The sequence below is a fragment of the Streptomyces sp. NPDC005962 genome (assembly GCF_040629205.1).
Taxonomy (GTDB): domain Bacteria; phylum Actinomycetota; class Actinomycetes; order Streptomycetales; family Streptomycetaceae; genus Streptomyces.
Map to the genome: position 1 here is coordinate 1 of NZ_JBEXVE010000031.1, position 20176 is coordinate 20176.

A 20176-nucleotide genomic window follows, 5' to 3' on the forward strand; every position below is an offset into this window, starting at 1 on the left:
CGCCCCGCCGGCGGCGGGGGGGGGCCCCCCCCCCCCCCCCCCCCCGGGCGCCGCCCGGGGCGGGCCCCCCGCGCCCCCGGGGGCGCGCCCCGGGCCGAACCCGGAGCGCGCCCGGGCGGAGGCGTTACGGCCGCAGGGCCGGGTCGCGCTCCACCTCGCGGTGGTCCAGCTTCGTGTTGGGGCGGGCCAGGGGCTCGGAGGTGGCCGGGACGCCCGCCCACTTCTGGACGGCCGCCGTCGCCTTCGCCTTCTCGTCCGCCGTCAGCTGGGCGATGTTGGAGCCGTGGTTGCCGCCGGGGGCCGTGTAGACGTAGGAGTCGCGCGCGCCCTTGCCCGGGCGGAACGGTTCGGCGCCCCACGGGTCGTTCTCCCCGTAGACGAACAGCATCCGCCGCGCGTCATGGCGGACCCAGCGGTCCACGTCCCGCATCGCGCCCGCCTTGAAGCGCATCGGGATGTCGCGCGGGACGTAGTTGCGCGGGTTGTAGATGCCGGGGTAGCGCAGCAGGCCGTCCAGGTGCGGGGTCTTGAAGGTGGGGGCGCCCAGTTCGGTGCCCGCCTGGTAGTAGTACGGGGTGTAGGTCTCCAGGCCCTGGTCGGTGTAGGCGGAGAAGCCGGAGATCTCGTCGATGAACTTGTACAGCTCATCGGTGGAGGCCGTGGTCACGGGGACGTCCGCGCAGTCCTTCAGCAGGTGGTACTGCCAGAAGGCCCACACCAGGTCGAGGACGACGTTCTCGTACGCCTTGTCGGCGCTGCCGACGACCTTGAAGGTCTGCTTCTCCTCGTCGGCCCACTTCTGGTAGCGCGCCACGATCTCGTCGCGCCGTACGAGCGCCTCGCGCTGGACCGCGTTGAGCTTGGTGCGGCATTCGGCGGTGCCGACGCCCGCGAAGAAGCGGTCGTAGGCCGAGTCCTCGTCGTTGACGACGTCGTTGGGGGCGACGTAGGCGATGGTGCCCGCCATGTCCTTCGGGTAGAAGCGGCGGTAATAGGTGGCGGTCATGCCGCCCTTGCTGCCGCCGGTGGCGAGCCACTTCTTGCCGTAGACGCGGTGCAGCGCCCGGTACAGCCGGTGCTGGTCGCTGGCGGCCTGCCAGATGTCGAGCTTCGACCAGTCGGCGGGCTGGGGCCGCGACGGCGTGAAGAACCGATACTCCATGGACACCTGGTTGCCGTCCACGATCGTCGTGGGCTCACTGCGGCGCGGCGTGGTGTTGACGTTGTAGCCGGAGGTGAAGAACACCGTCGGCCGGTCGGTGGCCTTGTGCAGCAGGGTGAACCGCTGCGTGAAGGTGCCCTTGGACGGATACCGGTGGTCGACCGGCTGCCGGTAGGTGAAGACGAGGAAGCGGTAGCCGTCGTACGGCTGCTCCTCGACGAAGCTCATCCCGGGTATCGCCAGGACGCGTTCCTTGATGTCCGGCTCGCCCGCGGGGGTGGCCGCTGCCACCGGTGCGCTGCCCGCACCGGCGCCGACCGCCCCCACGATTATCACGAGCGACAACAGCCATCTGAGCGCCTTGCCCATTCGCCCTCCCCTTGGGTGCACCTCAGGAGTGCACATCACGTGGTGCACATGAATCGCACAGGTCGCCGGAAACCTATCGGGGCACAGACGGAGTGGCTAGAGGCGTCCGATCAGGCCAACCAGCCGCCGAATACGGAGAGTTGTTACCGTCACCCTCTTTCGTAGCGGGCTGTGATGGCGCATCCTGGCGACATGGACCGAGACGAACGGCACGACCGGAGCGAACGGGCCGAGCGGCTGACGCAGTATCTGACCGAATTGCAGGAACGAATCGATCCGCGCTCGCTTGAGCTGCTCATGCGGCTGCTGCGCGAGCTGAGCACCTCACCGGCCGTCCGCGGGGGGACGTACGAACTCGGCATGGGGCCCGAGGAGAAAGAGCTGTTCACCCCCGCCCTACAGGCCGAGTTGCTGGTGCTGTTCGGCCTGCTCACCTCCCAGGACGAGCGGGTGGTCGTCGACCTCGGCGACAGCCCGCACGCCAAGGGCATGAAGGTGCTGGTGCCTCAGGACCGGGCCCAGGACCCCGACTTCCTGCACCGCCACAAGCAGCGGGTGGCGGCCGAGGCGGAGCAGCGGGAGGCGGACCGGCGCGAGGTCGAGGGCATCGCGAGGGCGAGCGGCATGGAACCGTGACGTCACCGTACGTGATGAGCGGTGAACGCCGAGAGTCACCGGCCGGATAGTCACGGCCGGGCGGCGCACTCATGAGGCGGCCGAACCCGCCCCGAGGGCGGGGGCGTTACGCCCCCACCGGGGCCGTCTCCCCCGTGAAGGTGCGCCACAGCTCGGCATACCGGCCGTCCGGCCGCGCCACCAGCTCCTCGTGCGTGCCGTCCTCGACCACCCGTCCGTGGTCCAGGACCACGACCCGGTCCGCGCGGGCCGCCGTGGTCAGCCGGTGCGCGACGACCAGCGTGGTGCGGCGGCCCGCGAGCCGGTCCGTGGCCTGGTTGACCAGGCCCTCGGTGGCCAGGTCGAGCGCGGCCGTGGCCTCGTCGAGCAGCAGGATGTCCGGGTCGACCAGCTCGGCGCGCGCGAGCGCGATCAACTGGCGCTGCCCGGCCGACAGATTGCGCCCGCGCTCGGAGACCGCGTGCAGATAGCCGCCGTCGAGCGAGGCCACCATGGCGTGGGCGCCGACCGCCCGGGCGGCCGCTTCCACCTCGGCGTCGCTCGCGTCGGGGCGCCCGTAGGCGATGGCGTCGCGCACGGTCCCGGGGAAGAGATACGGCTCCTGCGGGACGACGCCCAGCCGGTTGCGGTACGCGGTGAGGTCCAGCGCGCGCAGATCCGTGCCGTCGACCCGTACGGCGCCGCCGGTGGGGTCGTAGAAGCGGGCGACCAGCTTGACGAGGGTGGACTTGCCCGCACCCGTCTCCCCCACGAACGCCACCGTCTGCCCGGCCGGGATCGTGAGGCCGATGCCCGACAGCGCCTCCTCGCCATCCCCATAACGGAAGTGCAGCTCGTCGAAGGCGACCTCGCCGCGCACCGTCCGCACCGCGCGCGGGCTCTCCGGCGCCGGAGTCGTGGTCGGCTCCCGCAGCAGCTCCTGGATGCGGCCCAGTGACACCGTGGCCTGCTGATAGCCGTCGAACACCTGGGACAGCTGCTGCACGGGCGCGAAGAACAGGTCGATGTAGAGCAGATAGGCGACCAGCGCGCCCGCCGTCAGCGTCCCGTCGCTCACCCGCCCGGAGCCGACGATCAGCACCAGCGCGGCGGCGGTGGACGACAGCAGCTGCACGAACGGGAAATACACCGAGATCAGCCACTGGCCGCGCACCCGCGCCTGCCGGTACGCGTCGCTGCGCCCCGCGAACCGCTCCCGGCCGACGCGCTCGCGCCGGAAGGCCTGCACGATCCGCAGCCCCGCCACGCTCTCCTGGAGGTCGGCGTTGACGTTGCCCACGCGCTCGCGGGCGAGTTCGTACGCCTTGACGCTCTTGCGGCGGAAGACGAACGTGCCGACGATCAGCGGCGGCAGGGTCGCGAACACCACCAGCGCCAGCTGGACGTCGATCACCAGGAGCGCGACCAGGATGCCGAAGAAGGTCAGCAGGCTGACGACGGCGGTGACCAGACCGGTCTGGAGGAACGTCGACAGCGCGTCCACGTCGGTGGTCATCCGCGTCATGATCTTGCCGGTCAGCTCGCGCTCGTAGTAGTCGAGTCCGAGCCGCTGCAACTGCGCGAAGATCTTGACCCGCAGGGCGTACAGCACGCGCTCGCCCGTGCGTCCGGTCAGCCGCGTCTCCCCGAACTGCGCGGCCCACTGCGCCAGGACGACGACCAGCGCCAGCCCGGACGCCGCCCACACCGCGCCCAGCGCGAGGCGCTGGACGCCCTGGTCGATGCCGTGCCGGATGAGCACGGGCAGCAGCAGCCCGGACACCGCGTCGACCGACACCAGCAGCAGACAGAGCAGCAGCGGCGCCCCGAAGCCGCGCAGCAGCCGCCGCAGCCCGTAACTCTCCTCGGGCCGCGCGGCCCGCTCCTCGTCCACGTCGGGCGTGTCGGTGGCGGGCGGCAGGGCCTCGACCTTGGCCAGCAGTTCGGGCGTGGCGGGCATCCCGGCCAGCGCCCCGGCCATACCGGGGGCGGGCGGTGCGGTGGCGGTGCGCGCCTCGGGGCCCGTGGTGTCGCCGTCGCCGCCGTCACGCCGCACCCACAGCTCCGGGGTGACGCCGTCAACGGCGGTATGGGGGGCGGCGTGCGCCGGGTCGTCGCCGCCGCGCGCCGTGGGCCGGTCGCCGTTGCCGTCGCCGTTTCCGTTCGCGGACACTTCCCCGTCGAGACACGGCTCGACCAGTCCGGTGGCGGCGGCCTCGCCGCCGAACGACCCGGCGAGCGCGGCCGCGTTCGCGCCCGCGTGCTCGGGGTCGTCGCCGCCGCGCGGCCGCGTGGCGAGGCGCCCGGCCGGGTCGCGGGTGATGCCGCTCAGCTCGTCCGGGTCCGTCAGCAGGCGGCGGTACAGCTCGCAGCGCCCCCGCAGTTCCTCGTCCGTACCGAGGTCCACCAGGCGGCCGCCGTCCAGGACGGCGATGCGGTCGGCGAGGGCGAGGGTGGAGAGGCGGTGCGCGATGAGGAGGGTCGTACGGCCCGCCATGACGCCCCGCAGCGCCCCGTGGATCTCGTGCTCGACGCGCGCGTCGACCGCCGAGGTGGCGTCGTCGAGGACGAGCAGCCGGGGGTCGGTGAGGATGGCGCGGGCCAGGGCCATACGCTGCCGCTGGCCGCCGGAGAGGGTGAGGCCCTGCTCGCCGACTTCAGTGTCGTAGCCGTTCGGGAGAGCGGAGATGAAGCCGTCGGCCTGGGCGGCGCGGGCGGCGGCCCTGATCTGCTCGTCGTCGGCGTCCGGCAGCCCGTAGGCGAGGTTGGCGCGCACGGTGTCGGAGAAGAGGAAGCTGTCCTCCGGGACGAGCCCGATGGCGGCGCGCAGCGACGCGTACGTCAGCTCGCGCACATCGTGGCCGCCGATCCGCACCGCGCCGTCCGTCACGTCGTAGAAGCGCGGCAGCAGCATGGACAGGGTGGACTTGCCGCTGCCCGAGGCGCCGACCACGGCGACCGTCTCGCCCGGTTCGATACGCAGCGACACATCGGAGAGCACGGGCCGGTCAGGGTCGTACCCGAAGGTGACGTGATCGAATTCGACCGTCGCGGGCACGTCTTCGGGCAGTTCGCGCGCGTCCGGGCGCTGCTGGATGACCGGTTCGGTGTCGATGAGTTCGTAGACCCGCTCGACTCCGGCCCGGGCCTGCTGGCCGACGGTCAGCATCATGGTGAGCATCCGCACCGGGCCGACGAGCTGCGCGAGGTACGTCGAGAAGGCGACGAACGTGCCGAGGGTGATCTGCCCGCGGGTGGCCATCCAGCCGCCGAGGGCCAGCATCGCGACCTGGCCGAGGGCGGGGACGGCCTGGAGGGCGGGGGTGTAGCGGGCGTTCAGCCGGACCGTGCGCAGCCGGGCGGCGAAGAGGCCGCGGCCGACCGCGCGGAGCTTGCCCGCCTCCTGGGCCTCCTGGCCGAAGCCCTTGACGACGCGGACGCCGGTGACCGCCCCGTCCACGACCCCGGCGACGGCGGCCGCCTGCCCCTGGGCGTACCAGGTGGCCGGGAAGAGCCGGACGCGGCTGCGCGAGGCGAGGACCCACAGGGCGGGCGCCACGGCGAGGGCGACGAGGGTGAGCAGCGGGGAGAGCACCGCCATCACGACGAGGGAGATCAGGAAGAGCAGTACGTTGCCGATCATCATCGGCACCATGAAGAGCAGGCTCTGGACCAGCTGGAGGTCGCTGGTGGCGCGGCCGACGATCTGGCCGGTGGACAGTTCGTCCTGGCGCCTGCCGTCGAGGCGGACCAGGGACGCGTACATGTCGGTCCGCAGATCGTGCTGGACGTCGAGCGCGAGCCGTCCGCCGTAGAAGCGGCGGACGTAGGTGAGGGCGTAGACGACGAGGGCCGCCACGATCAGCAGGACGGCCCAGGGCGCGAGCGACCGGTCGTGCCGGACGATCACCTCGTCGATGATCAGCTTGGTGACGAGCGGGACCAGCCCCATGACGCCCATCCCGGCGAGCGAGGCCCCGAGCGCGAGCAGCACGTTGCGGCGGTAGCGCATGCAGTGGCGGGTCAGCCGCCGTGCCCAGCCCCGCTCGGCGTCCGCAGGGCCGCTGTTGCCGCGCTTACCACCTTCGTCACGCTTATCGCTTTCATCACTCTTGCCGCTCTTGTCGGCCTTAGCGCCCTTACCGCCCGCCACCCATGACCTCCCGGTTTTCCACTGCTACCGGAAGGCCCAACACACAGGTGTGCGGATTTCATCCTTCCGCAACAATCGGGCCGGGCACGGGGCCGCTACGCCGCCTCGTCGTGCACCTCCTCCTCCGGGGCGATGGCCGCGGCGCAGCGCGCGGCGATGTCGTCCAGCCGCAAGCCCAGGGCGGCGGCCAGGGCGGCGATGGTGAAGAAGGCGGGGGTCGGAGCCCGGCCGGTCTCGATCTTGCGGAGGGTCTCCGCCGAGATCCCGGCCCCGGCGGCGACGTCCGCCATGCTGCGTTCACCGCGGGCCTGACGTAGCAGGACGCCGAGGAAGCGACCGCGTTCACGTTCCAGCGGAGTGAGAGGAGTGCGCACCATGACCGTGATACTAATACCGGTATAAGAATTGGGTCACCCAGACCGACTTACCCAGGAGAGCCGCACCATGGTCGAGATCAAGACGGACGCATCGCTGGACGCCATGCGGGAGGCGGGCCGGGTCGCCGCGGGCATCCTCACGGCGACCCGCGAAGCCGCCGCCATCGGCGTACGCCTGCGCGAACTGGACGACGTGGCCCGGGAGGTGCTGCGCGGCGCCGGGGCCACTTCCCCGTTCCTCGGCTACCGGCCGCACTTCGCCATGACCCCCTTCCCCGCGGCCCTCTGCGTCTCGGTCAACGACGCGATCGTGCACGGCATCCCGGACGGCTACCGGCTGCGCGACGGCGATCTGGTGTCGGTCGACTGCGGTGCGGTCGTCGACGGCTGGGCCAGCGACTGTGCGATCAGCTTCATCGTCGGCACCGCGCGCCCCGAGGACCAGCGGCTGGTCGAGACCGGCCGGAAGGCCCTGGAGGCGGGCATCGCGGCGGCCGTCGTCGGCGCCCGGATCGGCGACATCGCGCACGCCATCGGAACGGTCGGCCGGGCGGCCGGATACGGCATCCCCGCGGACTTCGGCGGCCATGGCGTGGGGCGGCAGATGCACGAGGACCCGCCGGTGCCCAACGAGGGGCGCCCGGGGCGCGGTTACCGGCTGCGGCACGGGCTGGTGCTGGCCATCGAGCCCATGCTGATGGCGGGCGGCCAGGACGCGTACCGCGAGGACGACGACGGCTGGACGCTCCGTACGGTGGACGGCAGCCGGGCGACGCACAACGAGCACACCGTGGCGATCACGGACGACGGACCGCGGGTGCTCACCGCCCCCTGAGGGGCGCACGGGTCGCGCTCCTCCGCGGATATGCGGACTGTTGACTACCGCATCGTTCAGCAAACACTTATGGGAGGCGACTAGGGTCGCATCAGGCAATCACCGCACAGTGGAAGGGTGATGTTCGAGATGGACGTCCAGATCGACGACATCCCACCCTCGGAACGGTTCGCGGCCTGGCGCGCCCTGTGCGAGGGGCCGATGGTCCCCATGGAGCTGCGCAGCGCCCACGAGGACGACTTCCGGGCGACCATGTGGGGCATGGACCTGGGCCAGGTCACGGTGGCCGGTTCCTCCTTCCCCTCCCTGTGGACTCAGCGGACCGCGGCCCATATCCGCCGGTCGGACCCGGAGTTGTACCACCTCCAGCTGAATCTGCGCGGGGAGGCCGACATGGTGCACGGGGGCGTGACCACCACGCTGGGCGACCGGCAGTTCATGCTCACCTGCACCTCCCTGCCCTACGAGGGGGCCATCGAGCGCGGCAGGACGGATGAGCTGACGATCGGCATCCCGCCGTCCCTGCTGCCGTTCCCGGTGGACGACCTCAACCGGCTGCTCGGACGGCAGCTGTCGGGGCGGACCGGGATCGGCGGCCTCCTGGCCGACGTCCTGATCCGGCTGAGCGCGGAGCACACCGCGTACCGCCCGGCCGACACACCGCGCCTGGGCACCGTCGTGGCCGACCTGCTCACCGCGCTTCTCGCGCATGAGCTGGACGGCGGCGAGGCGGAGACCGGGCCCGCCGCATTCCAGATGGCCCCCGAGAGCCACCGGAACGCCCTCGTCCTGCGCATCCAGGACTTCGTACGAAGGAATCTGCACATCTCCGATCTGACCCCGGCCTCGATCGCCGCGGCCCACCACATCTCGGTGCGCTACCTCCACCGGCTCTTCGAGCGGCAGGGGCACACCGTCGCCGCCTGGATTCGCGCCCAGCGCCTGGAGCGCAGCTGCCGCGACCTGGCCGACCCCCTGCAGAGCGGCACCCCCATCCACGCCATCGCCGCGCGCTGGGGCTTCAGCCACGCGGCCGACTTCAGCCGCGCGTTCCGCGGCACCTACGGCATGCCGCCCCGGGAGTTCCGCCTGACCGCACTGGCCCACGGGACGCTCGGGACCCGTGAGACGCACAAGACACATGAGGCACATGAGGCACACGCGACGCATGGGCTGCACGTGACGCACGGGGGAGAGTGAGCAGGGCTCCCCCCGTCGAAGTCCTGCTCACCTTCCCTGATCAGCATGGACCGGCCGCCGCCGGGTGTCGTTGGCGTGCAGTGCACAGTTCTTGATGATCCGTGCACGGCTCGCCCGGTGCCGGTGCCGGTGTCACGTCACCTCGTCATCACCTCGTCACCTTCAGCTCCTCGATGCCCGCGCGCTTCTTGTCGTCCGCCGAGCGCAGCGTGACGCGGACGTAGCGGGCCGGGCCGGTCGCCCCGTCGCGCCAGTGCCTGCCGTCGAGCGAGGTCTGGGTGCGGTGCGAGGCGGGGCGGGTGGTGGTCCACCGCGGGGTGACCTTCGCGATCCGTACGGTCCGGCCGAGGTCGGCGGTGAGCGTGCCCCGGGCCGCGTCGGGGACCCAGGCGGTGGCCGCGTTGCCGTCGAGGGCGGCGCCCGGCTCCATGCCCGGCTCCCGCGAACTCGCCGTCGCCTTCTGGCAGCGGGCGAGGTTGGTGGTCGGGGTGAGGTCCGGGCGGCGGGTCTTGAGGACGGCGGGGGCGCCCTCGCTCACGACCTGCTTCCCGCCCTGCGGCGTCTCGATGTCGAACGGCGCCCCGGCGGTCAGCCGCACCGTCGTCTCGTGCGGGCCGATCGCCACGTCGTACGTACGGCCCTGCCAGCGCAGGCCGCGCAGGGTGACGCCGTCGCGGAGCTGCGGCGGCAGCATGGGGTCGAGCCGGACGGCGTCCTCGCGCATCCGCATCCCGGTCAGGCCGTGGGTGAAGACCTGGAGGAAACCGCCCTTGCCGGTGAGGAAGTCCTGCGCCGGGGACCCGGCCAGCGGGTCGTTGGCGCCCGCCTTCTCGCCGCGCGCCTCCGAGAACTGGTCGAACGGGCCGCGCACGAACGGCTTGATGGAGCGCATCAGATACGTGTACGAGGAGCAGCCGGGCTCCCCGATGGACGCGGCGTCGATCGCGTGCACCGAGTCGGTCATGGCCGGGCCGTCGGGGTCGGTGCGCGCCGCGTAGTAGTCGAGCGTCTTGGCGGCGGACTTCCCGGACATCGGCCATTCCAGCGGATACATGAGCAGCACGGTGTCCGCCTGCTTGATCAGCGAGCCCTTGTAGCCGTCGTACTGCTGGAAGACCTGCTTCTTCTTGTCGTACGGGATGCGCAGCTTGTCCGCGATCCGGGTCCAGGCGGCGGGGGGCTTCTCGCCGAGAACGCGGGCGGCGCGGGCGGCGTCGCGCAGGGCGGTGGCGGCTCCGGCGTTGGTGAACACCGCGTCGTCCACGCCGTTGCTGTACTCGTCGGGGCCCGCGACGTCTCTGATGGAGTAGCTGCCGTCGGCGTTGTGGGTGGCGCGCCCGGCCCAGAACTCGGCGATTCCCTCGAGCACCGGCCAGCCGCGCTCGCGCAGCCAGGAGGCGTCGCCGGTGGCCTGGAAGTACTGCCAGGCCGCGAGCGCGATATCGCTCTGGAGGTGGTTCTGGGTGCGGCAGTGCGGCGGGTCCCAGCTGTGGCATTCGGTCCACAGCCCGCCCTTGCTCGCACTCGTCCAGGGGTAGAAGAGGCCGGGGTAGCCGAGCTTGCGCGCGTTGGTGCGAGCACCGGCGCGGGTCTTGTAGCGGTACTCGACCACGGACTTGGCCAGTTCGGGGTGGCTCGCCAGCAGCCCGGGGTACATCCACGTCTCGGCGTCCCAGAAGATCAGGCCGCCGTAGTTGTCGCTGCTCAGCCCGGTCGGGGAGATGCTGTTCCGGGAACCGGCGCGGGTGGCGGACAGCAGCCCGTACTGCGCGGAGCGCACCCAGCCCTGGAGGTCGCGCTGCCCGCGCCCGCCGATCTCGATGTCGGAGCGCCAGAGCTTCCGCCAGGCGGCGGTGTGCGCGGTGAACAGTGCGGGCCAGCCACGGTCGGCGGCCCGGCGGGAGGCGGCGACTGCGTCGGCGCGCGGGGCGTGGGAGGTCAGCGCGGTGTCGACGCCGACGTACTTGGTGAACTCGTACGCACGGCCCTGCCGCACCGGGAACCGGACCCCCTGCCGGGCGCTCAACTTGTCGCCCTGCTCCGGCTGTTGTGCGCTCGTGTTCTGTGCGTTCGCCTTCTGTACGTTACGGCCGGGCCGCAGGGTGGACGCGACGGCGCCATCGGTCCTGGTGCCGTCCGTACGGAAGGCCACATCGACCGTGCGGTCGCCGTGAGTACCGCCGCCGGTCCGCGTCATGCGCCGCGCGCCGCGCCCGTCGATGCGGTCGGTGACGGTGGCGTCGCCGCTCCAGTGCGGCGTCATGCGCAGCCGTACGGCGCCCACGTGCGCGTCGGTGCGGTCGGCGAGCACGTCGTAGGTGAGGTCGGTGGCGCGGCCGTCGGACGCCGTCCAGGTGAGGGACGTCCGGACGAAGCCGCAGCGCATGAAGACGGTCTGCCGGTAGTGCGAGATCTGCCCGGCGGACGTACCGGACCCGAAGGTCTCCGAACCCTTGCCCCCGGTGGCCACGTTCAGGGTGGACCAGGTGGGGATGGCGGCGGCGACCTGCCGGTTCTCGGTGGTCTTCTTGTTGTGCGCGTACAGCCCGGAGACGAACGCGCCGTCGTAGCGGGGCGTGAACAGCGGCCACCCGGTCTTGGCGCCGCCGCCCGAGTAGCCGGTGCCGTTCGGCGGCACGCGCTGCCCGAGATAGCCGTTGCCCACGTACGCGTGGTGGCTGTCCTTGGGATCGATGCGGTCGGAGGTCGGCGCCCAGCCGTCGGACGGCCCACGCGCACATCCCCCGCCGCCCGCACGGGCCGTGGCTGAGGAGTCGGATTCGGGAGCGGCGGACGCCGGGGGCACGGCGGCGATCAGCCCGCAGACGAGCAGCGGGGCGATCAGCCGGGCGGTGCGCGGCAGCCGGGGGTTGGAGTACGTCATTGTTCTCCGTCGTGGTTCGCCGGTGACGGTCGCAGCGACGATAAAGAGGTGAACACATCAGGTCAATGGATCGCGCAACGCCTTCACTAGCTGAACACGCGTTCATGAGTCAGAACGCCGTGGGGCGCACGAGACCGGTCTCGTAGGCGAAGACCGCGGCTTGCGTACGGTCGCGCAGGCCGAGCTTGAGCAGAATCCGGCCGACATGGGTCTTCACCGTCTGCTCCGCCACCACCAGCCGGGTGGCGATCTCCGCGTTGGACAGGCCCTGTGCGATCAGGGCCAGCACCTCGGTCTCCCGCTCCGTCAGATCGCCGACGCGGTCCTTGAGGGGAGCGCGCGGGGCGGCGGCGGTGACCCGGGAGAACTCGGCGATCAGGCGCTTGGTGATGTTCGGGGCGAGCAGCGCCTCCCCGGCCGCCACCACCCGTACCGCATGGGCCAGTTCCTCGGCCGACGCGTCCTTCAGCAGAAACCCGGACGCGCCCGCGCGCAGCGCCTCGTACACATACTCGTCGAGGTCGAAGGTGGTGAGGACGAGGACCTTGACGGTGGCGCCGTCCGGTTCGGTGAGCCGGCGGGTGGCCTCGATGCCGCCGAGCCCGGGCATGCGGATGTCCATCAGGACGACATCGGGGGCGAGTTCGGCGACCTGGGCGAGGGCGTCCTCACCGTCCACCGCCTGGCCGACGACCTCGATCCCGGATTCGGCGTTCAGCAGGACCGTGAAGCCCTGGCGGACCATGACCTGATCGTCGGCGATCAGGACGCGGATGCTCGTCGTCATGCGGTGTCCTCGGCGGTCTCGGTCGGTCCGGCGGCGGGGGTGACAGCGGGGGCGGGGGACGCCTCGCGCATGGGCAGTACGGCGGCGACCTCGTAACCGCCGTCCGGCATGGGTCCGGTGGCCAGCTCGCCCCGCAGCATCGCGACGCGCTCACGCATCCCGAGCAGCCCGTGCCCGGCACCCGGCGAGGGCGGGGCGAGCCGGTCCGGGGCGGTGTTGACGACCCAGACGGTGAGCCCGTCCGGGTGGTACCCGATCTCCACCCGCACCTCGGTCCCCGGCGCGTGCCGCATCACGTTGCTCAGCGCCTCCTGCACGATGCGGAACGCCGACAGCTCGATGCCCGGCGGCAGCGTCCGGCGCTCACCGGCTATCTCGACGTCCACCGCGATCCCGGTGCCGCGCACCGTGTCCACCAGCTCCTCCAGCCGGTCGAGGGTGGGCTGCGGGGCATGCCGGACGCCATCGGCGAGGGCGTCCTCGGAGCGCAGCACGCCCAGCACCCGGCGCAGCTCGGTCAGCGCCTCGACCGCGCTGCGGCGGATGCCCGCCAGGTTCTCCTTCAGCTCGTCGGACGGGTTCTCGACCAGATGCGGGGCGACCTGCGACTGGATGGAGATCACCGACATGTGGTGGGCGACCACGTCGTGCAGCTCCCGGGCTATCCGGTTGCGCTCCTCCAACAGGGTCCGCCGCGCCCGCTCCTCGGCGGTGATCCCCTCCTGCTCGACCAGCCGCGCCCGTGCCACCCGCCGTCCGCGCAGGGCGGTGCCGAGCACCACGGCGGTCGCGTAGGACACGGCGACCAAGTTGGGGTCCCCTCCACGGTCCATGGGTACGAGGGCCAGGTTGACCACCGCCGCCAGTAGGGTCAGCACCAGCGCCTCGGCCGCGATCCGGGGGCGTACCCGCAGGGCCAGCAGGAACAGAACGAGGGTGTGCAGCACGACCTGCGCGATGTTCCAGGGCCCCACCCCGCCGAGGCTGAACCCGTTTCCAGGAAGCGCCGCCGACACGAAGAGCACGGCCGTCGAGAGCCACCAGCCGGGTATCGGGCGGGACAGCACGAGGAGGACGGCGGCCGACTGGAGCACGACGAGCAGGGACACGAGAGTGACGTTCGGGCTGTAATGCCCTTGGCGCTCCGCCGCGTTGAGCCAACCCATGATCACCGCGAAGAGCACCACGTGGCCATGGGGCAGCCGCCCCAGCCAGGGCATCCGCGGCAGCGGATCGCGGGCCACCGTCCACAAGTCCTCGCGCAGGATGCCCGGAACCGCCCGCAGCCCCCGTGTCACCTTCACCAACCGCCCCCGCCCCCTCATGGACGTGACCTTATCCACGCCGCACCACTCCCGCTCCCTTCCACGCCTCCCCCACCGCCCCGCCCGGGCGGCCCTCGCGCACCACCCGGCCACCCGTGCGCGGTCTGCCCCGCTCGTACGCGCCGAACGCCGCCCGGCACACCAGCAGCGCCACTGCGAACACCGGCAGCCAGGCCAGCCGGGCCGCCAGCCAGCCCGGGCCGTCGGGCACGGTGTGCAGGCCGGGCAGCGGGCCGCTCAGCCGCAGAGCGGTCGCGGTGACCGCCATCATCGCGGTCTGGTGCCACAGGAAGACCGTCATCGCGGAGAGGTTCAGCAGCGCCACCACCGCCCAGACCGCGGGCCGGGCCAGCACCCGCCGCAGCGGCCCGAGCAGCAGCAGCGCCGCCCCGCACTGGGCCAGGCCGAAGGTGACGGCGGCCAGGGTCGGCGGGTTGAGGTTGGATATCGCGGCGCCGGGCACCCCGACCATGGCCGCCGGATAGCCGCCGAACAGGACGAGACCGGCCGTGACCACCGCGCCCCCGACCAGCAGCACCCAGCCGGTCATGCGCCCCCGCAGCCCGCCGCGCGCCCACGCCGCGCCCAGGCAGTACGGGACCAGCCAGCCCGCCGCCAGGTTGATCCAGCCGAGCCAGGCGGGCCCGCCGAAGCCGAAGCGGTACAGGTCGACATAGAGGACGGCGGCGAGCGGCCACAGCGGATGCAGCCGCGCCACCAGCGGGGTCGCCGCCGTCAGCGCCGCGAAGACCAGCAGGAACCACAGCGGCGACAGCACCAGCTTGAGCAGCGTGTGCAGGGTCGTCAGATCCACCCCGGAGGCCAGCATCGCCCCCGCCGCCAGGGCCCACACCGCCAGCACCGTGGCGACCGGCCGGAACAGCCGGGCCAGCCGGGCGCCCAGCCACTGCCGGTATCTCACACCTTGGGCGCGGGCGGTCGCATGGCTGCGCGCGGCCATCTGTCCTCCCACCAGGAAGAAGACCGCGAGGGTCTGCAACGCCCAGGAGAGCGGGACGAGATGGGGCTGGTACTGCAGCGGACTGGCGGCCCGCACTGTGCCGCTGTCGGCGACGAGGGCGGTCACCAGCCAGTGGCCGAGCACCACGCCGAGGATGGCGAACGCGCGCAGCGCGTCCACGGCGCGGTCGCGGTCGGGCGGGGTGGCGGCGTCGATGCGCCGGATCAGCTCACGCATGGCCGTCCTCCACGATCCGGCCCAGGGTCCGCAGGCTGGCGGAGCCGGGCTTGAGGTAGTCGCTGTGGCCGCCGCCGCCCGCGTCGAAGCGCCGGGCGCCGAACCCCGTCGAGACGGGATCGGTCCCCAGCCCGAGGGTGGTGAACAGCAGCGGAATCCGCACGTGCGGGACGCCGCCGATCCAGTCGTGCGCGCCCCGGCCCGCCCAGACGGTGGCCCGGGTGTGCAGCTGGCCGACGCTGTCGGCGCCGACGCCGGGACTGCCGTACAGGACGATGCCCGCAGCCTTGAGCCCGGACGCGGCCCGCGCGCAGACCAGCGACCCGTAGGAGTGGCAGAGCAGCGATATCCGGGCCCGGGGCGCGGCGGTGGCCAACTCCCCGACGAAGGAGACGAGCCGGGGCGCCGCCCGGTCGGCCCGGCCCGCCGTCAGCACCTCGGGGCTCACCGTGCCCGGTGTCTCGTACCCGAGCCAGGCGACGACGGCGCCCCGCCGCCCCAGCTGGTGCTCCAACGCGACGGCCCCGGCGCGCAGGCGCCCGTACCGGTCGAGGCTGGTGTCCGACCCCGGCACCAGCACCGCGACCCGCGCGGCGCGCGACAGATCCCCGAAGACCTCGACGGAACGGCCCCCGTCCCGCCCGTCGAAGGAGAGGAACTGCCGCGCCGGGGCCGCCATCCCCCGCAGCGCCGCCGCCCGCCGCCGGTCCCCGTGGCCCGCGGCCATCCGCTCGGCAGCCCGTATATCCGCGCGATGGGCCGCGTACCATGCGTCGAGGGCGGCGGGGGTCGCAGCGGTCAGCGGCGGGAGCGCCGACGGTGCGGGCGCCGGTACCGCCGCGGGCCGCGCGGCGCCCGCCACCGGCACGGCCACCGAGGCGGCGACGAGCACACCGAGCAGAGTGCGGCGCAGGCGGCCGCGCACACGGAATGCCACCGCTGTCCCCTTCCGTACCGGATGTCGCATGTATGGAAGGTACGGAGCAGGGCGGGTAGTTGGCGTCACTCCAGGGAGTGCAGTCGCCGCGTAGCTCTCAGGTATTACGGGTACGACGCGGGGCCGCACCGCGCAGGGGTGGCACCCGACCTGCGACGATCACCCCATGCCTGAAATCACCTTGATGTCCGATCCGAGGGTCGCGGCCGTGCCGGTCCGCGAGTGCGGCGAGCCGCTGACGGACGTACGCCACGTGCCGCGGCTGCTGGTCGACGGGCGGGCGGCGGACCCCGCCGGGGCCTACGCCCATCTGCGGCAGGGGCTGCTGGAGCGGCTGCTGACGGCGCAGTCGGCGCTGCCGCCGGGGCTGCGGCTGCTGTTCATCGAGGGATACCGGCCGCCGGAGCTGCAGCGCCACTACTTCGCGCGCTACTCCGCCCGGCTGCGCGCCGCCCACCCCACCTGGGCCGACGGGGAGATCCGGGCGGCGGCGAGCCGCTACGTATCGCCGCCCGAACTCGCCCCGCACAGCGCGGGCGCCGCCGTCGACCTCACCCTCGCCGACGCGGACGGGCGCGAGCTGGACATGGGCACTCCCTGGGACGCGACCCCGGAGGAGAGCGCACGCGCCTGCTACACGGAGGCGGCCAACATCCCCGCCGAGGCCCGCGCCCGCCGGGACGCCCTGGTCGCGGCGCTGACCTCCGCCGGGCTGGTGAACTACCCGACCGAGTGGTGGCACTGGTCCTACGGCGACCGCTACTGGGCCCTCCACACCGGCGCCCCGGCGGCGCTGTACGGCCCGAGGCCGCTCCCACAGACGCCATAGGGCACCGCGACACCGCCCCGGCTGCCGTCAGGGGAGGGAACGGCGGCCGGGGCGGCACGGTGAGCGCGATTACCGCGAGGGGTCAGCCAGTCCAACTCCCCATACAGAGCCTCCGCTTCCTCCGGTCCCGCTGACCGGAGAGGCCATTGGAGCGGCAGCCACTTGAGCGCGCGTGGAAGACGGCACCAGTACGCCCGATACGCGGCACAGACGGACGCACTCAGGCGGTGCGCGAGGCGGCGATCTGGCGGGCCATGATCGTCGTCAGTTCGTACGCCGTGTGGGAGGCCGCCACCGCGGTGATCTCCGCGTGGTCGTACGCCGGGGCGACCTCGACCAGGTCGGCGGAGACCAGGTGGCATCCGGCCAGGCCACGCACGATCTCCAGCAGTTCGCGGGAGGTGAGGCCGCCCGCCTCGGGGGTGCCGGTGCCGGGGGCGTGGGCCGGGTCCAGCACGTCGATGTCGATGGAGATGTAGAGCGGGCGGTCGCCGATGCGCTGCCGCAGCTGGTCGGCGACCTCGTCCACGCCGCGCCGCATGACGTCGGCGGAGGTGACGATGCCGAAGCCCATCTTCTCGTCGTCGTCCAGGTCCTGCTTGCCGTACAGCGGCCCCCGGGTGCCGACGTGCGAGAGGGCGGCGGTGTCGAGGATGCCCTCCTCGACGGCGCGGCGGAACGGCGTGCCGTGGGTGTACTCGGCGCCGAAGTAGGTGTCCCAGGTGTCGAGGTGGGCGTCGAAGTGCAGCAGGGCGACCGGGCCGTGCTTGCGGGCGACGGACCGCAGCAGCGGGAGGGCGATGGTGTGGTCGCCGCCGAGGGTCATGAGCCGGGCGCCGCTGTCGAGGAGGTCGTCGGCGGCGGCCTGGACCGTCTCCACCGCCTCGTCGATGTTGAACGGGTTCGCGGCGATGTCCCCGGCGTCGGCGACCTGGGCGAGCGCGAAGGGGGAGGCATCCTGCGCCGGGTTGTACGGGCGCAGCAGGCGGGACGCCTCGCGGATGGCGTTGCCGCCGAAGCGGGCGCCGGGGCGGTAGGAGACGCCGGTGTCGAAGGGCACACCGACCACGGCGACGTCCGCGGTGCCCCCGACCTCGTCGACGCGCGGCAGCCGGGCGAAGGTGGCGGGCCCGGCGTAGCGCGGGACGCGGGATGAATCGACAGGGCCTACGGGGCCGACGGGGGCTGCGGTGGGCTCACGGTCTGCTGCGGTCATGCATTCGAGCGTAGGCAGTGTGTCCGTTGCCTCACATGTACGTTCCCCAGCACCAAGCCAGGGCGATTTGGACACCGCGTCCATTGCCGGGTGACCGGCGTCTCATGGCGCCGGGTGACCGATGTCTCTCCCGCGCCGGGTGACCGGCGTCTCTCCCCGTCAGGGCGCGCGCGTGTTAGGCTCGTGGTAGTTGCAGTTTTGGTACCCATGAACGTTATGTGCGCCTGACGGGATGTAGCGTCAGGCGCATTTTTGTTTTAACCGGTCATTTCCGGATGGGGTCAATGCGGCGACGCGGGTTCCGTGAAGTGCGGAATCCGGTTCGGCCCCCATTGAAGGAGAATGACATGGCTACCGGCACCGTGAAGTGGTTCAACGCGGAAAAGGGCTACGGCTTCATCGAGCAGGACGGCGGCGGCGCCGACGTCTTCGCCCACTACTCGAACATCGCCACCCAGGGCTTCCGTGAGCTGCAGGAAGGCCAGAAGGTGTCCTTCGACGTCACGCAGGGCCAGAAGGGCCCGCAGGCCGAGAACATCGTTCCCGCCTGACGCAGCGCATACCGCGAGCCGGGGCCCGCACCTGAAGAGGTGCGGGCCCCGGCTCGTGCCCGCTTTCCGCGGGCCCACCCCCGCCCGTTCCAGGAAGGCGCCGCATGAGCCGTTACGCCCGCTCGCCCCGTAAGCCCCGATCACACTCCTCCCGTTCACCCGTTCGTACCAGCCGTCCCTCCGACGGCGGCAACGAATTCGCCCTGCCGCCCGGCACCACCCCGGTGCTGCCCGCCGTCGCCACGTTCGCCGAGCTGGAGCTGCCGGACGGCCTCGCCGCCGAGCTGGCGCACCAGGGCGTCACCGTGCCGTTCCCGATCCAGGCGGCCACCCTCCCCAGCGCTCTCTCGGGCCGTGACGTCCTCGGGCGCGCGCAGACCGGCTCCGGCAAGACCCTGGCCTTCGGCCTCGCGCTGCTGGCCCGCACCGCCGGGCGGCGCGCCGAACCCCGCCGCCCGCTCGCCCTGGTCCTGGTGCCGACGCGGGAGCTGGCCCAGCAGGTCTCCGACGCCCTCACGCCGTACGCCCGGCGGCTGCGGCTGCGCCCGGCCACCGTGGTGGGCGGCATGTCGATCAACCGGCAGGCCGACGCCCTGCGCAACGGCGCCGAGGTGGTCATCGCGACCCCGGGCCGCCTCCACGACCTGATCGACCGCGGCGACTGCCGGCTGGACCAGGTGGACATCACCGTTCTCGACGAGGCCGACCAGATGGCCGACATGGGGTTCCTCCCCCAGGTCACCAAGCTGCTGCGGCAGATCCCCGCGGACGGCCAGCGCATGCTGTTCTCCGCGACCCTCGACAACAACATCAGCAAGCTGGTGCGCGAGTTCCTCACCGACCCGGCGCTCCACTCGGTCGACCCCTCGGCGGGCGCGGTCACCACGATGGAGCACCATGTGCTGCACATCGCGGACACCGACAAGCGCTCCGTCGTCACCCGGGTCGCCGCGCGCGACGGCCGCGTGATCATGTTCCTGGACACCAAGCACGCCGTCGACCGGCTGACCCGCCATCTGCTGGCCAACGGCGTACGGGCGGCGGCGCTGCACGGCGGCAAGTCCCAGCCACAGCGCACCAAGACCCTGGAGCGCTTCAAGACCGGCGACGTCACCGCGCTCGTGGCGACGAACGTCGCGGCGCGCGGCATCCATGTCGACGACCTCGACCTGGTCCTCAACGTCGATCCGCCCGCGGACCACAAGGACTATCTGCACCGGGGCGGGCGCACCGCGCGCGCGGGCGGCTCCGGCAGCGTCGTCACGCTCGTCCTGCCCGAGCAGCGCCGTGACATGACCCGGCTGATGTCCGCCGCGGGCATCACGCCGAACACGGCCCGGGTGCACTCGACCGACTCCGAGCTGGCCCGTATCACCGGCGCCCAGGAGCCGTCGGGCATCCCGGTGACGATCAGCGCCCCGGTCCAGCAGCAGACACCCGGCCCCCGGCAGACGCGCCGCGGCGGCGGTGGGCGGTCGGGCCGGGGTTCCGGCGGCGGCGCCGGGCGCGGCTCGGGCGGCGGGGCCGGGACCGGGCGCGGCTCCGGCGGCGGCACCGGGCGCTCCGGCGCCGGGTCGGGCCGGGCGTCCGGCGGTGGCTCGGGTACCGGGTCAGGGCGCGGCTCCGGCGGCGGGCAGAACCGCGGCTCCGGCGGCGGCGCCGGGGGCGGGTCCGGCCGTGGGCGCCGTCCCGGCCGGTAGAGACTCACCGCCCCGGGGAACCCCCGGGGCGGCCCGGC

General features: G+C 72.6%; 15 protein-coding genes. 6 read left to right on the forward strand and 9 right to left on the reverse strand.

The window, feature by feature from the left end:
• Nucleotides 1-124: 124 nt before the first annotated feature.
• Nucleotides 125-1531, reverse strand: a complete 1407-nt coding sequence (locus tag ABZ370_RS35590; RefSeq protein WP_358629768.1) for a S28 family serine protease — start codon at nt 1529-1531, stop codon at nt 125-127.
• Between the two features lie 192 nt (nt 1532-1723).
• Here ABZ370_RS35590 and ABZ370_RS35595 point away from each other — a divergent pair, with 192 nt between their 5' ends.
• Nucleotides 1724-2167 carry a hypothetical protein gene (locus ABZ370_RS35595; protein ID WP_039941875.1) on the forward strand — a complete coding sequence of 148 codons (444 nt, stop codon included), beginning with the start codon at nt 1724-1726 and terminating at the stop codon, nt 2165-2167.
• A 106-nt stretch (nt 2168-2273) separates the two neighbouring features.
• On the opposite strand, the gene ABZ370_RS35600 is transcribed toward ABZ370_RS35595, so the two are convergent.
• Together ABZ370_RS35600 and ABZ370_RS35605 are read right to left on the reverse strand one after the other, a co-directional pair.
• Nucleotides 2274-6158 carry an ABC transporter transmembrane domain-containing protein gene (locus ABZ370_RS35600; RefSeq protein ID WP_358630034.1) on the reverse strand — a complete coding sequence of 1295 codons (3885 nt, stop codon included), beginning with the start codon at nt 6156-6158 and terminating at the stop codon, nt 2274-2276.
• A gap of 236 nt (nt 6159-6394) precedes the next feature.
• Nucleotides 6395-6676 (reverse strand): helix-turn-helix transcriptional regulator, encoded by a 282-nt coding sequence (locus ABZ370_RS35605; protein WP_358629771.1) that lies wholly within the window; start codon nt 6674-6676, stop codon nt 6395-6397.
• 67 nt (nt 6677-6743) lie between these two features.
• Here ABZ370_RS35605 and map point away from each other — a divergent pair, with 67 nt between their 5' ends.
• Both map and ABZ370_RS35615 read left to right on the forward strand, forming a co-directional pair.
• A complete protein-coding gene (gene map, locus ABZ370_RS35610; RefSeq protein WP_358629774.1) occupies nt 6744-7511 on the forward strand; it encodes a type I methionyl aminopeptidase in 768 nt (255 codons plus the stop codon).
• A 120-nt stretch (nt 7512-7631) separates the two neighbouring features.
• Nucleotides 7632-8711: a helix-turn-helix domain-containing protein gene (locus ABZ370_RS35615; protein ID WP_358629777.1), complete on the forward strand. Its 1080-nt coding sequence runs from the start codon at nt 7632-7634 to the stop codon at nt 8709-8711.
• 148 nt (nt 8712-8859) lie between these two features.
• Here the strand turns inward: ABZ370_RS35615 and ABZ370_RS35620 are convergent, their stop codons facing one another.
• The 5 genes from ABZ370_RS35620 to ABZ370_RS35640 all read right to left on the reverse strand — a co-directional run bounded on the left by ABZ370_RS35620 (nt 8860) and on the right by ABZ370_RS35640 (nt 15842).
• Entirely contained in the window at nt 8860-11595 is a 2736-nt protein-coding gene (locus ABZ370_RS35620) for a glycosyl hydrolase family 65 protein (RefSeq protein ID WP_358629780.1), read from the reverse strand.
• A 109-nt stretch (nt 11596-11704) separates the two neighbouring features.
• Nucleotides 11705-12382, reverse strand: coding sequence for a response regulator transcription factor (locus ABZ370_RS35625; protein WP_358629783.1), 678 nt, complete (start codon nt 12380-12382; stop codon nt 11705-11707).
• Complete coding sequence (locus ABZ370_RS35630) at nt 12379-13686, reverse strand: sensor histidine kinase (RefSeq protein WP_358629785.1); 1308 nt, start codon at nt 13684-13686, stop codon at nt 12379-12381. The genes ABZ370_RS35625 and ABZ370_RS35630 overlap by 4 nt, the downstream gene beginning before the upstream one ends.
• A gap of 31 nt (nt 13687-13717) precedes the next feature.
• Nucleotides 13718-14905, reverse strand: coding sequence for an acyltransferase (locus ABZ370_RS35635; RefSeq protein WP_358629788.1), 1188 nt, complete (start codon nt 14903-14905; stop codon nt 13718-13720).
• Complete coding sequence (locus tag ABZ370_RS35640) at nt 14898-15842, reverse strand: alpha/beta hydrolase (protein WP_358629791.1); 945 nt, start codon at nt 15840-15842, stop codon at nt 14898-14900. The genes ABZ370_RS35635 and ABZ370_RS35640 overlap by 8 nt, the downstream gene beginning before the upstream one ends.
• Nucleotides 15843-16008: 166 nt before the next feature.
• Here ABZ370_RS35640 and ABZ370_RS35645 point away from each other — a divergent pair, with 166 nt between their 5' ends.
• Nucleotides 16009-16671, forward strand: a complete 663-nt coding sequence (locus ABZ370_RS35645; RefSeq protein WP_358629794.1) for a M15 family metallopeptidase — start codon at nt 16009-16011, stop codon at nt 16669-16671.
• Between the two features lie 220 nt (nt 16672-16891).
• Here ABZ370_RS35645 and speB read toward each other — a convergent pair whose 3' ends face one another.
• Nucleotides 16892-17887 carry an agmatinase gene (gene speB, locus ABZ370_RS35650; protein ID WP_358629797.1) on the reverse strand — a complete coding sequence of 332 codons (996 nt, stop codon included), beginning with the start codon at nt 17885-17887 and terminating at the stop codon, nt 16892-16894.
• Between the two features lie 347 nt (nt 17888-18234).
• Here speB and ABZ370_RS35655 point away from each other — a divergent pair, with 347 nt between their 5' ends.
• Nucleotides 18235-18438 carry a cold-shock protein gene (locus tag ABZ370_RS35655; protein WP_358629800.1) on the forward strand — a complete coding sequence of 68 codons (204 nt, stop codon included), beginning with the start codon at nt 18235-18237 and terminating at the stop codon, nt 18436-18438.
• Nucleotides 18439-18542: 104 nt separating this feature from the next.
• Nucleotides 18543-20138: a DEAD/DEAH box helicase gene (locus ABZ370_RS35660; protein ID WP_358629803.1), complete on the forward strand. Its 1596-nt coding sequence runs from the start codon at nt 18543-18545 to the stop codon at nt 20136-20138.
• Nucleotides 20139-20176: the final 38 nt, after the last annotated feature.

Excerpts from the sequence above, each read along its gene's own strand:
- map (WP_358629774.1), top strand. The coding sequence starts at position 6,744 with ATGGTCGAGATCAAGACGGACGCATCGCTGGACGCCATGCGGGAGGCG.
- ABZ370_RS35590 (WP_358629768.1), bottom strand. The coding sequence starts at position 1,531 with ATGGGCAAGGCGCTCAGATGGCTGTTGTCGCTCGTGATAATCGTGGGG.
- ABZ370_RS35595 (WP_039941875.1), top strand. The coding sequence starts at position 1,724 with ATGGACCGAGACGAACGGCACGACCGGAGCGAACGGGCCGAGCGGCTG.
- speB (WP_358629797.1), bottom strand. The coding sequence starts at position 17,887 with ATGACCGCAGCAGACCGTGAGCCCACCGCAGCCCCCGTCGGCCCCGTA.
- ABZ370_RS35615 (WP_358629777.1), top strand. The coding sequence starts at position 7,632 with ATGTTCGAGATGGACGTCCAGATCGACGACATCCCACCCTCGGAACGG.
- ABZ370_RS35625 (WP_358629783.1), bottom strand. The coding sequence starts at position 12,382 with ATGACGACGAGCATCCGCGTCCTGATCGCCGACGATCAGGTCATGGTC.
- ABZ370_RS35635 (WP_358629788.1), bottom strand. The coding sequence starts at position 14,905 with ATGCGTGAGCTGATCCGGCGCATCGACGCCGCCACCCCGCCCGACCGC.
- ABZ370_RS35645 (WP_358629794.1), top strand. The coding sequence starts at position 16,009 with ATGCCTGAAATCACCTTGATGTCCGATCCGAGGGTCGCGGCCGTGCCG.
- ABZ370_RS35620 (WP_358629780.1), bottom strand. The coding sequence starts at position 11,595 with ATGACGTACTCCAACCCCCGGCTGCCGCGCACCGCCCGGCTGATCGCC.
- ABZ370_RS35660 (WP_358629803.1), top strand. The coding sequence starts at position 18,543 with ATGAGCCGTTACGCCCGCTCGCCCCGTAAGCCCCGATCACACTCCTCC.
- ABZ370_RS35655 (WP_358629800.1), top strand. The coding sequence starts at position 18,235 with ATGGCTACCGGCACCGTGAAGTGGTTCAACGCGGAAAAGGGCTACGGC.
- ABZ370_RS35605 (WP_358629771.1), bottom strand. The coding sequence starts at position 6,676 with ATGGTGCGCACTCCTCTCACTCCGCTGGAACGTGAACGCGGTCGCTTC.
- ABZ370_RS35600 (WP_358630034.1), bottom strand. The coding sequence starts at position 6,158 with ATGCGCTACCGCCGCAACGTGCTGCTCGCGCTCGGGGCCTCGCTCGCC.